This is a genomic window from Thermogutta hypogea (assembly GCF_055386265.1).
Window position 1 is genome coordinate 2,287,063 of record NZ_AP042425.1, and the last position, 13,364, is coordinate 2,300,426.

Here is a 13,364-nt window from a genome sequence, read left to right on the forward strand (position 1 = left end):
CGACTCACAACATCGAGGCGCGGCCGGCTCACGGCGGTCACGGATTGCGGACCAGCCGAGCATGGGGTGGATAAGGCACAATCGTGGTGATCGTCTCGCCCGCCGTTTGGCTTGGCAGCCATGGCGACACGACGCCGCGCCACGTCTTGGCCAGTCGCAACTTATCGAGATACCAGCGAGACGCCGTATCCACGCGAAAGAGTACGGTATCCGGCAACGAATCAGGTGAAGCCGCGCGAAGGACCAAGTCCCAAGCGTCCGGCTCAACGTCGTTCGGCGGTTGCTCACCTGGAAAAACGCGGACGAATACCTCCGTGCGTCCCTGCTCATCCGCGGCGAGCTTGACAAGACACAAATACTCCCGCCCGGTCTCCAAGGGAAGCGCCCTGCGCACGGCTGCCTGCTCGGCCCTCGCGAAGACGAGCTGCCGATCGACCCATAGGCCGACCGTAATCGGGTCCGTTCTGGGATTATCGGCGGCGTCCAAACTGACGGAGAACCATCCGCCTTGCCCGTTCGACGCACGATCCCATTTCACGATGAACCCCAGGTAGTACACGGCATTGCGATGGAGCACCAAGGCATGCGCGAGCCGGCGGTGAAAGACGGCTTGGCCTTCCACGCTGAGGACGCCCGGTATTTGGCGCAGGCCGTTGCGAGACAAGCCGAACCACTGGTCGGCAAGAATGTTGGGCACGTCTCCCGGCCCGACCACCCAACGCCCGCTCCAGCCCAATCCATCCTCGAATTCCGCGCCCCGCGCGGCAACCAACGCAACGGGGTCCGGCGATACGGCGGAGAAATCCTCCTCGGCCAAGACATCGTCCGTGCCGGCTGTTGGAACGGCCGCCAAGGGCGCGGCAAAACGCTCGGTCTCGAACGAGACTGGGGAGCCGGATTCGGCCTGCGGCGGAAAAACCCGGGCCTGGCCGGCCACGACGGTCTCGCGAGAAAGACGCTTCCTGCCGTCCGCCGACATTCGCTCTCGGCGGACCTCTCCCAAGCGAACGTGCAGGGCGCAAGTGCCGTCCCGGCCGACTTCGACGCTGAATTCGGACGCCCGGTGGACGAAGACGGCATCGCCCGCCAGCAAGCGGAATCTCCCCGCCGACTCATCCGCCCGTACCAGGGCCCGGCCGAGGAGCAGTTCCGCATCCGTCCCGGACCGGATTCGCAGCCGTGTTTCGCCCTGCAAGAGCACCCGCTGTCCGCCGTCGAAGAGGATTTCCGCGCTCCCTTGGCTCAAAGCCAAAACGTCGTTGGGTGCGAGACGCCGTCCCTCGACCGGAATCGGCGTCCCTTCGACCGCGGCCCCCGCCCAACGCGCTATCGTGGCGACATGTTCCGCAACTTTCGGTGCCTCGGCAGGCGAGCCCCTTGCCGATAGCCTTCCGAGCAACCAGCCGGCCAAGACCGCGATTAGAACGCCGGCGGCGATGACTAGAGCCCAAGAGCGAGGAAGAGCCGCCCTGCCTCGGGAGGACCTCCTTGCCGTGGAAGTCTCCTCTTTGACCATGGCGACAATCCGCGACATCTGCGCATCTTCGTTTTGCCCCATCGCCAAGGCGCGCAGACCGGCGTGCATGTCAAGATAATCGAGGTAGATGCTGCGGGCCTCGGCGCTGTGCGTCAGGATTTCCTCCAAACGGCGATGCTGGGCGGGCGAGATCGTCTCGTTGACGACCGCCTCCAGCAACACCAGCAATTCTTCCCGCGTCTTGCCGCCAAGCATCATCGTCGTCCCTTACGGAGTCGGCATGTGTCCGACAACCGTCACCCATTCAGCGCGCACCATGGGCGCAAAATATCACCTCCGAATGCATCCACGAGAAATGCTCGGCCCGACCTTTAATTCTCGGTCAAAGCCCGCTGCATTCTTGCATACAGCTTCCTACGGATAAGATTCAACCGATTGTAGACGGTTTGCGTCGCCTTGCCGCGCTCTTCGGCGACCTCACGAATGGGGCGCTCGTCTGCATACACTTCCATGAGAAGTTTCCGTTCGGTGGACGGCAGATCCTTGAGACACTCCCGCAAAATCTCCAAACGGCGGTCGTCCGAACCGCGCCGCGCCTTTTCGACCGCCAAGGTGTTCAGCAGTTCATCGTTGAATTGCAAGCGACTGCGAGCGGAGACCCGGAAGAAGTTGCGCACCTCGTAATAGGCCACACCGCACGCCCACGCGAAAAAATCCGCTTCCGGGTCAAAGCTGGAAAACTTTCGCCACAATAAGAGGCTCACCCTTTGAAAGATGTCGCGGGCGTCCTGTTCGTGCGGCACCAGGCTGTAGATATACCCGAACAAACGTTCATGGCACCGCGAAAACCGCGCTACGAACTCCTCCGTTTCCGTCCGCGAAGAAACAGCCGATCCGTCAGCCGCCATGACATCTTGATTCCAGCCCATGGCATCGCTCCTGCTAGTCATCGGTGACTGCGTGCGCCGTGGCGCGCCGCATCATCATCTCTCGCATCCAAGCGATCCGGGCAATCCGTTACCGACGGCATGGAAGCACATGGCGATCCCTGCGCCGCTTCCAAATGTCAAGCCGTGCGTACGTCCTTGATCGGCTTCCTGAGGAATACCTGAATCCGTTTTCCACGCAGGTCAAAGGGGGAAACTGGACTTTTTGTCTTCGTCCGGCGGGTAATCGTTGGTGGGCTCACGTCACGATCGGCTCGTGCGTCACGCTTAAATCGTACTGAACCGATATCATTTTACCGGCAAATTCCCGAAAATCGACCCTTTACCCCACTACGCGGGGGATTCCGTCTCGGAGGCAAGAAGTCCCGCTCGAACCGGATCTTGGCCGCATCCTACCGGATCTCGGCCGCACCCTCTATATTTCCGCCGTTGTTTTCTTGACCGCCATTGGTCGGCCTCAGCCGGGATCACAGAATCGCGGCGAAGGCCACCGCCGCTTATCGAACCGCCATTCTCATACCAATCGCCCACAGTCGGCTACCAATCGCCCACAGTCGGCCCAGGCGGCTGCGATTGTCGTAATGAAAAAGGAATTCCCGGCGTTTTTCGGCCTTGCGGCCGCGATCTTCTTTCGGTAAATCTTGGTCCGCCTTGTACGATTTGAAAAGCGAACGAGGCAAGGATGCCCACTTTGCTTCGGTCGTCAAAAAGGATTGGGCGATACAACGCGAGTCCTCGATAGAGTTTTCCTCAACCCGACGATCCGCGTCGCCCGAAATAAAGATAAGAAGCGAACAATCGGCCTTGCGATGAAACGAACGATTCGGTACATCGCAAGCACGAATGACCGCGAGAACATGCGATTGGGCTCGATCAGCCGATACCAAACGCCTGACGCGGTCGAGATTCCCACCTGACAAAACATCCTACCAGACACAATTACCCACCTTATGCTCTCCACGCACGCGCTTGCCGACACGATTGCCCGCGCAAGCAGCACCCCGTGACCGGCAAGACACGATTGGTCGGCATCATCGCCTCGGCGATTCGGCCGACCGACGGCGGGGGAGCGAGACAGGAAGGCCCGATAGGCGGCTGGGTCGCGGAAAACCGGCCCGGCCGCGGAGTCAGCCCGACAACGCCGCGAGTGCGATGCGGTGCTGAAGCGGGCCGCTCCGGGTGGCAACCCGTGCAAAGCGAGCGTCCATCCCGGGGATGACGCCCGCCGCATCAGGGATCGGAGGAATCATTTCGCTTTGGAAGGAAATCGCAAAGGCTGACTAGAGAAAAGTTCAGGCTTTGCATCCCGAGAAAGAGTGAGTTCCCTCGAGCTGTTTCGAGGTCCGGATTGTAACTAGGGTTTTCACACTAGAAAACCTTCGTCGGAAAGGAGGTGCATCGCAAATAGAAGCGTCCTTGCGGCCTGTGCCGCGGGGGGCGAAGCGTGACACGTCGATCCCCGCCCCCCAGATCCCACCCGTATGCCTGGCCGAGCATCCAGGCGCCCCCTAAGGGAGATGCAGGCTCCCGCCGCTCCGACCGGAGCACCCACCCATAACCTGTAGCGATTCCCCGAGTGAGTCGAGCGTCCGTGAGGTCCCCTTCACGCACCGAGAGTCGATAGCGAGTAGTTCTAGTGTATTTACACTAGTCACTGCTTCGACGGATGATCTCGGGAATCGGTCCCGGAAGTGCGGAGAGCGTTTCTCCGCCGGAAGTTTGATGAGGTCTTTCGTTCCACAAAGGAGAAGTGCCATGACTCGTATCGCCGCCCGTTGCTGCCTCGCCGTCGCCGCCGCCGCCTTGATCGCCGGTCACGCCCTCGCCCAGAAGCCGACCTCCTATACCATCCAAGAGGTGCGGAACGATTCCGAGATGGTCAAAGCCCAGGCCATGCTCATCCAGGCTCAAGCGGCGATGGTCAAAGCGATCGCCGACGCCCAGGTTCAGCAAGCCCAAATCGCGAAGACCATGACCGAGGTCCAAGCCATGCGCATGGACAACGCCCTCAAGCACACCAAGACCTTCTACGAACGGCGTCAAACTCGGGACACCTATTTCGCACTGCGACAGACCCCCAGCCCCGGTGACAGCAAGCACGCCGCACAGCCCGCCGCGATGACCGTGCAAAAGCCCATGAACCGCTTGACGGTCGCCGAATTCGATCCCGTCACCAAGGTGATTCACTGGCCGGACTGCCTGCTGGGCGATCGCTACACCGCCGCTCGCAATGAGATCGAGGGGTTGTTCGCCGCCCAACGACCCGGCGAGAACGGAGCCGACAGCGTGTTCTTCGCCAAGGTCAAAACGGCCACCGATCGCATGGCGGATCTGCTGCGTGCCGAAATCCGACAACTGCCCGCAGCGGAATACCTCGCAGCCAAGCGGTTCCTGGACGGCCTGCGGAACGAAGCCCTGGCTCCCGCCGTCGGCAACCAGGTCGCCATGAACGGCAACTGAACCGCGAACCACCAAGACGATCACCCAACCAAGTTCTCACCCCACCAACACCTACCTCAAAACCCTACCTAAGCTACCTACCCAAGAGTTACCTACCCTGAGTTATCCTACCTGCAAGCGACACCATCTTCGCGGCACCTGCACGACGAGTCACCCCTGACGAACACGCGAAGAACGAAGCACCTACCTGAAGCATCTTTACCCCAATCGAGAATCCCGACCGAACAAACGTCACCCAAAGCCGAAAAGGCCGTTCCCGACGAAGCCGTGACCGAACCTTGACTCCGCGTGAGCAAGCCTGGGTCAACGCCGTGCCAAGCGTGGTAGCTCGGAAGGAACAGCCGGACCGTGGCCGGAAGTGACGGAGTCGCAAGCGAAGCCGGAATCGGTTGAGCGACACGCGGCTCGAACAAGCGGTCGGGATTTTCATTTCTTGTCGCGGTGTCGTCTCGCCACGGTCCCGCCGGCGAGGGAACGAACGCCCGTGAGAAGTCGGCAACGGAATCCTCAGAATGCGGGCGGAGGAGCGAAATCCTCCGGCCGGGCTCGGCCCATCGCCCAAGCCGCCGCCAATCGCCCGCTGCGTATGCAATGCGGCATGCCGACGCCGAAATAGCCGTTTCCGGCTAGCCCCAAACCGGGGTGCTGCGATAATTCGCGGCGAATCTCGCGCAACAAATCGAGATGCCCGACGGCGTACTGCGGCATGGCCGCCCGCCAACGAAACAGCCACGTCTTCAGGGGTGGGCCGTGAATCGCCAGGAGCCGTTCCACTTCCGGCAACAGCAACGCCCGCAAACGCGTCTCCTCCATATCAACCAGGTCCGGTCGCCGGGCTCCTCCTGCAAACACACGAAGCAGCACCGTTCCCGGCGGGGCTACATGGGGATACTTCCGGCTGCTGAAGCTGATCGCCAAGACGGGACTCTTTTCCACGGACGGGACGACGCAGCCGGAGCCGTCGAGCGGATGGCCCACGTCCTCGCGACGATAGGCCGCCGCCAGGATCGCGCTCCCCGTGTATTCGATCCGCGCAAGGAGAGCCGACAAGCCGGGCAGAAAGGCCTGCGTCAATGCCGCCGCTGCATGGGCCGGCACCGCCAGAACCACGCCGTCGAAAAGCAGCTCCCGGCCGTTCGCCAAGGTCAACCGCCATTGACGCTCGCAGGGCGAAACCGATTCCACCCGCGTGGAGAGCCGAAGAGCCTCCGGCGGAAGTCGTGCCGCGATCGCATCGAGGAGTTGGCGCAGGCCGTGCCGCAAAGTCACGAACATGCTGTACCGCGCCCCGCTCTCGCGCGTCAGCCTTGGTGATTCCGCCGCGGCCCGCGCCTGTTTTCGACGCTCGGCCGCCTGAGCCCGCATGGCTCGAATCAGACTGCCGTAGCGCTTTTCCATGTCGCGAAACCGTGAGAGCGTGGCCAGCAGGCTGAGCCTCTCCGTATCGGCCCCGTAGACCGCGCTCACAAGCGGCTCGACCAACCGCTGAAAGACTTCGTTGCCCAACCGTCGCCGCGCGAAATCAGCCATGCTCTCGTCGCCGTCGTCTCGTCGCGGAGGAAGGAAATACTCCGCGGCGGCACGGAGCTTGCCCAGCGGCGAAAGCAAGGGAGTCAAAGCCAGCGGCAACCAACGCGTCGGGGCCAGCATCTGGAACCCGTCCGGCAAAGGATGCAACTTTCCGCGATGGACCACAAAGGCGCGCCGGGCGTCGGGGTTCGTCGTCACCAGCGACTGGTCCAAGCCGAGCCGGCGGCACAGCTCCACGCCCCAAGGCAGGGTCGTGATGAAATTGTCCGCGCTGCGTTCGACCTGGAAGCCGTCCTCGCTGACGGTCCCCAGGACTCCGCCCGGCTCCGACGCGGCGTCGAAGACCTCGACGGAGCAAGGGGCGGCTGTTTCTTGCAACTCCAGCGCGGCGGCGAGCCCGGAAATACCGGCACCCACCACAGCAAAGCGCCGCGGCGGCATCTCGGGCGGGGTTCGGTCGGGAGAGGCGTTCATTTGATCCATTACGAAGCTCGCCGACGCAGGGTTCCCGGACTACGGTCCCTCAAGCCAGGACGTGCTGACCATCGCTCCGCGAGCATCCCTGACCGACAAAAACAAGGCTCGCACCGGAGCCGCCGGGATCTCGGCCACGACTCGGTCGTTCTCAATCCGCGCAGGTTCCGTAATCCAGTTGCGTTCCTGCCAGGGGCCTTCGTCGCGCGTGTAGTGCAGCTCCGCGGATACCGGCGGCACGCGACCGCGGACTGCGGCCACGGCGCGGCCCGACTCCAACCGCAAGTCTCCCAGCTCGGGCAAAGGCTCGCCGCCGCGCAGCACCGAGTCTACGAACCAACCGATCTCCTTCGGCGCCCAACCGTCCGGATGGCTGTGCTTCATCCTTACTTCGATGCGAACGGCCTTCTTACCGGCCACCAAATCGAAGGACTTTCGATAGCTATCCAGGGGGTAGGCGAAGTCATTGGTCCCGTTAAGGAAGAAAATGGGGCATCTTACCCGACCCAAGTATTGCGAAGGATCGAAATACCGCACCCAGCGGTCTCGGAGTTCCGGGTCCATACCTTGGAAGGTCTTCAACCAGACGCTGTTTTCGTGCAGAAAGCCGCACCCATAGACGGGCACGGCGGCCGCGAAGCGGTCATCGACACCCGCCGCGATGCAGGTCAAATAGCCGCCCCAACTGATTCCCGTCACCGCAATCCGCCGCGGATCGACGCCCTCTTGCGCCGCAAGAAGCGAATGGACGCGGACCACGGCCGCAATCGCATGATAGGTCCACATCCGCCCCACGTCGGCATCGTCGAACGGCGCGAACTTGTCCGCGTCCGACTGCCCCGGCCCACCGTCCGGCAGGCGGCTGCCGTCCGGACCGCAGCCGGCCAAATCCATGGCGATGGCCGCGTATCCCCGCTCCACCCACAATTGAACCCATTCGCGAAAGGCCTTTCCGCCGCCGCCGTGAACGAGCACGATTCCGGGCAGCGGCCGCTCGCCGTTATCCGGACACCCATACCAGGCGAAAACCCGCGTGGGTCGTCCTTGATAAGGCTCGCTTCGAAAGTAAACCTGGCGCAGGCCGTCGACCGTCTCTCCCCACTCGTATTCCGGAGTTTGGCGCAGCTCCGTCAGATTCCAGGGACCGACGCGATCCGATGGGCTATCCGCGACTTGAGCGATGACCGCCGCCCGCATCGTCAATAACGCGGCCCCTACCGCGACGTACCATGCCATCCTAGAACCGCGCGATCGCGCGGTCATGCTTGCGTAAACCATAGTTCATCTCCCTGGGCTGATATCCTAAGCCTACCGGCACAACGCCACGCCGCATCAAGGGACGTGATGCGGCGTAAGCGGCCGCATGCCTCGGCAGGCGTTCGCCGTAATGCCCCTCTTCAGTCCGCCTTGCCAAGGGTAGAGCTGTCCCGCGTATCGCAAGCGGCTCACAACCAAAGATACAATCGGCTGTCCAACATGTCGGGCAGTCGCTTGCGAACGTAGCGCTCTACTTGATCGGGATGATAGCGGATGCTGAAATGGGACGCCACGATCAAGGAGTTCCGAAATCGCTCGCGGCGCTCGATCAGGTCATCGAGGTGAACGTGCCCGAACTTATAGATCTTCTCCTTGCGATGTTTGGAGGCAACGAAGGTCAACTCCATAATCAGGACCTCGGCCTGGTACAGATCGGGATTGGCGTCCAACACATCGATCCGGCTATCGCCAAGGTAGGCGAGCCGAGGGATTCGCACCTCTCGCGAGACGGCCACGCCGCTTAGAGCCATCTCTCGAATCTTGGCCTCGGGCTGCCCCACCAATTCGTCGAGTAACTTCCTTCGCCGCTCCCAAACCAGGTAACCCAAGGACGGCACGGTATGGTAAGTAGCCACGGCCTGAACGACCAACTCTCGGGAAAGTTCAATCTCTTGGCCGGGAGTCAGCCCCTCGATACGGCACGGCAGTCTGCCGCGATCCAGCCTGCTGACCGCGTGGAGCACCCGCTGTACCCCCTCCACGATTTCCTCCGGCATGTAAATGGCGGGCGGCTCCATCTTCATCATCCGCCGCCGCGCCACGTAGGCGGGCAACGCAGCGATGTGGTCGATGTGCGCGTGCGAAATGAACCAGTTGGGAGTTCCCATGAACCGCCAGGGTTGGTTTCCCAAGTCGAAACCCAAGCGGAACTCCGGAATCCTCCAGTAAGTCTGGAAGGCCGCCCGGGAATAGCCTTCGATCGTGAGCGAACGATATTTCAGCCGCCGGACCGGCAAATCCTCCAACGGGTTGTCTTCGTGCTCGGACAAAATTGCCTCCTGAATTGACGGTGCCATCGAACCGCGCCGTGCGGCGAATCCTCGCAAGTCGGGGCAGTTGTCGCGAAAGCGAGGGCTGCCCGACGCGAGCACCCGGCGAAACGGTCGATTATACGATTGCGGGTCCCTGTTTGCGTAGACGCCGAGGGGGACCGCCGTTCCACGTCGTGCCGTGCGAACGACTTCGATCGAATGCGTTTGAAAAGGGCTTCACGCCGTGAGAAGCAGGACAGCGCAAAAAAAGGCCCCCGGAAGAGGCGGCGTCCCAGGGGGGAAGGACTGTTCGCATTCCGGGAGCGATTGGAGGTCGTTGAGAATCGGAAACCCACTTCGGCGGACTCCTGCCGCCGAAAGACTCACCGTGAGCGCACATCCCGCGGCAAAGCCCGGCCTCCATGCCGGTTTCCCGGCGGGAGCTCGCGGGACGACGACGCCCAAATGCAAGCCTCACCGCCGAGTGACTTCCGCCGCGGACGGGGATTCGTTCCCACGACCCGGCTGCTTTCATAAAACGCGTCGCCAAGATACCGACCATCCGGCCAAACGGTCAAGAGCGTTTTTTTCACGCGATTCGAGCGGCGAGAAGAGGTAATCCGGGGACCGATTTCGGCGTCGCGCCGGTTTCGGAGGCGATTCCCGCCTGGCGAATCCATTTCGACCGCGGCCGGGGCAAGGCCGGACGCCTTTCGCCGATTCGCCCCGATCGAAAAGCGGCTTCAGGATATTGCCTTTCTATTTTCGAGCGATATACTCAAAATCGCATCTGTGAAATTCCCTTTTTTCTGTGCCGGTCTGCGCATCGATCGACATCGGCGCGTTGATATCTTTTCTCCACATTACGGCAAGCGATGCAGGGGTTAGGTTCCCAAGCCTTTTCCCATGAGCAAGGCATGTACGGTATTCCCATGCTGCGGGTTGCGGGGGATCTTTCGGTTCTTCAAAGTGGAGGGCAGTTCCATGAATCGTGTGGTCACCGCTTTCTTGGCCGGCGTCTTGATGATGATACCTTGGGGTTTTGCCTCTGCGAGTCAGCCCGACAACGGAGCGGGCGACCAGGGGTGCAATTGTGGGCGAGAGCCGTCCGCGGAGGACTCGAGAGGCGCCACGTGTGTGTGCCTATTCTACGAGTTCGCGATCTATGTCCCCCCGCCGCCCTCCGATCCCATTTACTATTACTCCGGAATGTGCTGCAACCCGAACTGGGGGGGAACTTGTACCTATCTTGACACCATTCGGCGGCGCACCGGCACCAACCAATGTCGGGTAGAGAACGGCCAAGTGATATGTCCGACCGATCCTCCCGAAACCAGCAATTGCTTCCGGGAAGTATACAGGGCCGTTGCCGCCGCAACGGAAAAATCGCATCCCCCGGAAAAGCCCATTCCGATATCCCCACCCCATTTGGGTAAAGTCGGCGCGAAGAAGATTCCGCCCGGAAGGGATGTCGTAACGTTGATTCTTTATCCCGAATATCCCGGCAAGTTTACAGCGAGTTACGTTACGGATTTGAAAGCGGGAAGCAAGATCCTTCGCGTAAAATTGCAACTATTGGAATTGAAGGTCCCAGTTATCCCGGGCGGCCCTGAGGTGGAAACGGTGAAGATAGGGCTGGGTCGCCAGTGCGTCGGACAGCCGCCTGACGCCGTGCCCATCCATCCCGCCAAAGTAACTCCGATACCGCCAGCTGGTAATAACGCTGAGGAAACGAAGCTGGTCCTCATCGAACACGACGGAACCGTCTATACGGTCCTTCTCGAAGATTCGTTCCCGCTGAAACCGACGCCGGCCGACTGACAGCCGACCGCTGACCAAGACAGTTTCCGCTTGCGGCTGCGGGCAAACCGGCAACGGCCGCAGCTAACGGCTAAGGATTGATGATCGCCCCAAAATCTTCCGGTCGCAGGCGAGGCTTCGCGCTTCGGACACAGCGAAAGCCAAGGCCCGGTTTACGATTGCTGTCGTGCACGACCATTCGGGGCGGTGGCAGCGTCGGGTCGAAACGAATATCCGCTTGCCGCTCTAGCACCGCAGGGTCTCCCCCGAACACGATTCTCCCGGCAGGAACAGCGACCGCGACGTCTCCGCGCCCGACCTGGGGTAGCTTCATCCGGCTAAGCGTCCATTCTGCGACGTTCGACGACAGCCCGAAGATGGGATGGCGCGGGTCCACATCCAATCGGTCCCCGCAATCCACGCCGACGGGGCCGAACACCCAACTACGAGTTGCCCCGCCCTCGGACTCGGTTCGTCGGGCCTTGGGGAGCATCGATGCCAGCAGCTCATATTCCGCAGCGGTCGGCAAACGCTTGCCTAGCGACTCCGCCAAGCCCAAGGCCTGATCAAAACTCAAGCAACCCACGGCATCGTCTTGGCCAAGCTCACCGCTATAGCACCCTTCCGTAAGTCTCAAATCGAACTCCTCACTTGCCTGGCGCACCGAGAACTCGGTGGTATCGACGAAAAAGGGCGGGACTCGTTTTCGAGCGGGCAGGGCCGTCGTGGTCAAGGCCCCGAAATCCGTAACCTCGCCCCCGGGGACGTACGCCATGCCGACCGTTGCGTGACGAGGGGGGATATTGATGTCGGGCAAAACGATATTTCCGCCCTCTTTTCGCCAATAACGGTGCGAGGCCGGGGTAGGCGTATCCTCGTGCTCATCCTTCGGCACATGCCGGAAGACCTCATGGAATCTCCCATCATCCAGATAAGCAACAACCAAATAATCCCCGCCCGGCAGGAAGTTCGTAACAGGACTGACGCTCGGCCCGATCCCTTGTTCCGGTAACGGCTCCCCCGTCTGTTCGTCCAGCGGGAAAAACATCACTTTGGCACCGGATGGAATCGTCTGGATGACGACTTGCTTGAGGAGGGCGCGCGACTCACGCCAACGCTGATACGTCGCAAACATCAAACCGAACGCAAAGAGCAACACGATGCCTGCGGCCAAGGCGGGCATCGGATTGCGGCGTACCCAGCGCCACATTCTTTCCAGCCGCCCGACCCTCTTGGCCAAAATCGGTTTGCCGGCCAAGTAACGGCGGAGGTCCTCGGCCATGTCCCCGGCGGATGCATACCGTCGCTGCGGCTGCTTGGCCATCGCCGTCAGGCAAATGGTCTCCAGGTCGCGCGGAATGCGTCGGTCCAAACGCCGCGGGGGCGTCGCCTCATGGTGCTGAATTTCGTCAAACAGGCCCCGCCACGATTCCGCTTGGAAGGGGAGCCGCCCGGTCAGCATCTCGTAAAGGATGACGCCCAGCGAGAAAACGTCGCTCCGCGAGTCCGCGTCGCGCGAGCCTCCGCGGGCCTGCTCGGGCGACATGTAGGCCGGCGTGCCCAAAATCACCCCTTCCGCCGTAACCGTCGAGTCGGCCGAGTCCTGTTTCGCGATGCCGAAATCCGTAACATACGGCCTGCCCGAGCCATCCAGCAGAATGTTGGCGGGCTTGAGGTCGCGGTGGATAACGCCGGCCTGATGGGCGTGTTGGAGTGCATCCGCCACCTGAAGACAAATCTCGGCCGCTTCGCAAGGGGTGGGACGCCGCGAGGCCAGACGCTCCGCCAAAGTCGGTCCGTCGATGAAATCGGCCGCGATATAAGGCCGACCCTCAACCATGCCTACCTCGTGGACGGCGACGATGTTCGGATGGCGCAGCCTTGCCGCCGCCCGGGCCTCGCGGAGGAACCATTCCCGCGTCGCGTCGTCCATTTGATCCGTGCGGGGGACTTTCAGGGCCACCACGCGCCCCAGTTGCGTATCCAGGGCCTTGAAGACCTCGCCGAAGTGCCCCGTTCCAACGTGGAGCAACAGTTTAAAATGCCCCAGCGGCTGCAATTCCTTCGGCGAGTACGTTGCAGTCTCCGAGAGGAACGTCAATCGCTTGCCGCATTTGGAGCAGACATCGGAGTGGAGGAACTCATCGCCGTTCCATTCCACGGTCGTCGAGCAAAACGGGCAACGGACTCGCATGGCATTCGGTATCGATAGATCGGTAGGAATGACCCTTAGCCGCAGCGAGTTCCCGGGTGTCGTGCTTTCGGCGGGAGACATCCAAAGTCGTAATACCGCCAGTATTATAACAACCGCGATAACGGCAATGCAAAAGACGCAAAACGGCATTCGTCTCCGCCCTCGAAAGGCACACGTGTAGCCGTTGACATGGC

At 61.6% G+C, this 13,364-nt stretch carries 8 protein-coding genes; 2 read left to right on the plus strand and 6 right to left on the minus strand.

Features of this window, described 5'->3' with window-relative positions; all coding sequences use genetic code 11:
- Positions 1 to 37: 37 nt before the first annotated feature.
- Together ACZ5B4_RS08260 and ACZ5B4_RS08265 are read right to left on the minus strand one after the other, a co-directional pair.
- Positions 38 to 1,735, minus strand: coding sequence for a FecR family protein (locus ACZ5B4_RS08260; protein WP_464913960.1), 1,698 nt, complete (start codon positions 1,733 to 1,735; stop codon positions 38 to 40).
- A gap of 113 nt (positions 1,736 to 1,848) precedes the next feature.
- On the minus strand, positions 1,849 to 2,406 hold the full coding sequence (locus ACZ5B4_RS08265) for a sigma-70 family RNA polymerase sigma factor (protein WP_464913961.1): 558 nt from the start codon (positions 2,404 to 2,406) through the stop codon (positions 1,849 to 1,851).
- Positions 2,407 to 4,179: 1,773 nt separating this feature from the next.
- Here ACZ5B4_RS08265 and ACZ5B4_RS08270 point away from each other — a divergent pair.
- Positions 4,180 to 4,884 carry a hypothetical protein gene (locus ACZ5B4_RS08270; RefSeq protein WP_464913962.1) on the plus strand — a complete coding sequence of 235 codons (705 nt, stop codon included), beginning with the start codon at positions 4,180 to 4,182 and terminating at the stop codon, positions 4,882 to 4,884.
- A gap of 507 nt (positions 4,885 to 5,391) precedes the next feature.
- On the opposite strand, the gene hemG is transcribed toward ACZ5B4_RS08270, so the two are convergent.
- From hemG to ACZ5B4_RS08285, 3 genes are all read right to left on the minus strand, one after another.
- Positions 5,392 to 6,897, minus strand: coding sequence for a protoporphyrinogen oxidase (hemG, locus tag ACZ5B4_RS08275; RefSeq protein WP_464913963.1), 1,506 nt, complete (start codon positions 6,895 to 6,897; stop codon positions 5,392 to 5,394).
- Between the two features lie 30 nt (positions 6,898 to 6,927).
- On the minus strand, positions 6,928 to 8,124 hold the full coding sequence (locus ACZ5B4_RS08280; protein ID WP_464913964.1) for an alpha/beta hydrolase family protein: 1,197 nt from the start codon (positions 8,122 to 8,124) through the stop codon (positions 6,928 to 6,930).
- Positions 8,125 to 8,333: 209 nt separating this feature from the next.
- A complete protein-coding gene (locus ACZ5B4_RS08285) occupies positions 8,334 to 9,194 on the minus strand; it encodes an MBL fold metallo-hydrolase (RefSeq protein WP_464913965.1) in 861 nt (286 codons plus the stop codon).
- A 966-nt stretch (positions 9,195 to 10,160) separates the two neighbouring features.
- Between ACZ5B4_RS08285 and ACZ5B4_RS08290 the strand changes: the two genes are divergently transcribed.
- On the plus strand, positions 10,161 to 10,997 hold the full coding sequence (locus tag ACZ5B4_RS08290; protein WP_464913966.1) for a hypothetical protein: 837 nt from the start codon (positions 10,161 to 10,163) through the stop codon (positions 10,995 to 10,997).
- A 70-nt stretch (positions 10,998 to 11,067) separates the two neighbouring features.
- Here the strand turns inward: ACZ5B4_RS08290 and ACZ5B4_RS08295 are convergent, their stop codons facing one another.
- Complete coding sequence (locus ACZ5B4_RS08295) at positions 11,068 to 13,170, minus strand: bifunctional serine/threonine-protein kinase/formylglycine-generating enzyme family protein (RefSeq protein WP_464913967.1); 2,103 nt, start codon at positions 13,168 to 13,170, stop codon at positions 11,068 to 11,070.
- Positions 13,171 to 13,364: the final 194 nt, after the last annotated feature.

What these genes read in the sequence shown, in the direction of transcription:
- ACZ5B4_RS08260 (WP_464913960.1), bottom strand. Translation starts at nt 1,735, where the DNA reads ATGATGCTTGGCGGCAAGACGCGGGAAGAATTGCTGGTGTTGCTGGAG.
- ACZ5B4_RS08265 (WP_464913961.1), bottom strand. Translation starts at nt 2,406, where the DNA reads ATGGGCTGGAATCAAGATGTCATGGCGGCTGACGGATCGGCTGTTTCT.
- ACZ5B4_RS08270 (WP_464913962.1), top strand. Translation starts at nt 4,180, where the DNA reads ATGACTCGTATCGCCGCCCGTTGCTGCCTCGCCGTCGCCGCCGCCGCC.
- hemG (WP_464913963.1), bottom strand. Translation starts at nt 6,897, where the DNA reads ATGGATCAAATGAACGCCTCTCCCGACCGAACCCCGCCCGAGATGCCG.
- ACZ5B4_RS08280 (WP_464913964.1), bottom strand. Translation starts at nt 8,124, where the DNA reads ATGGCATGGTACGTCGCGGTAGGGGCCGCGTTATTGACGATGCGGGCG.
- ACZ5B4_RS08290 (WP_464913966.1), top strand. Translation starts at nt 10,161, where the DNA reads ATGAATCGTGTGGTCACCGCTTTCTTGGCCGGCGTCTTGATGATGATA.
- ACZ5B4_RS08295 (WP_464913967.1), bottom strand. Translation starts at nt 13,170, where the DNA reads ATGCGAGTCCGTTGCCCGTTTTGCTCGACGACCGTGGAATGGAACGGC.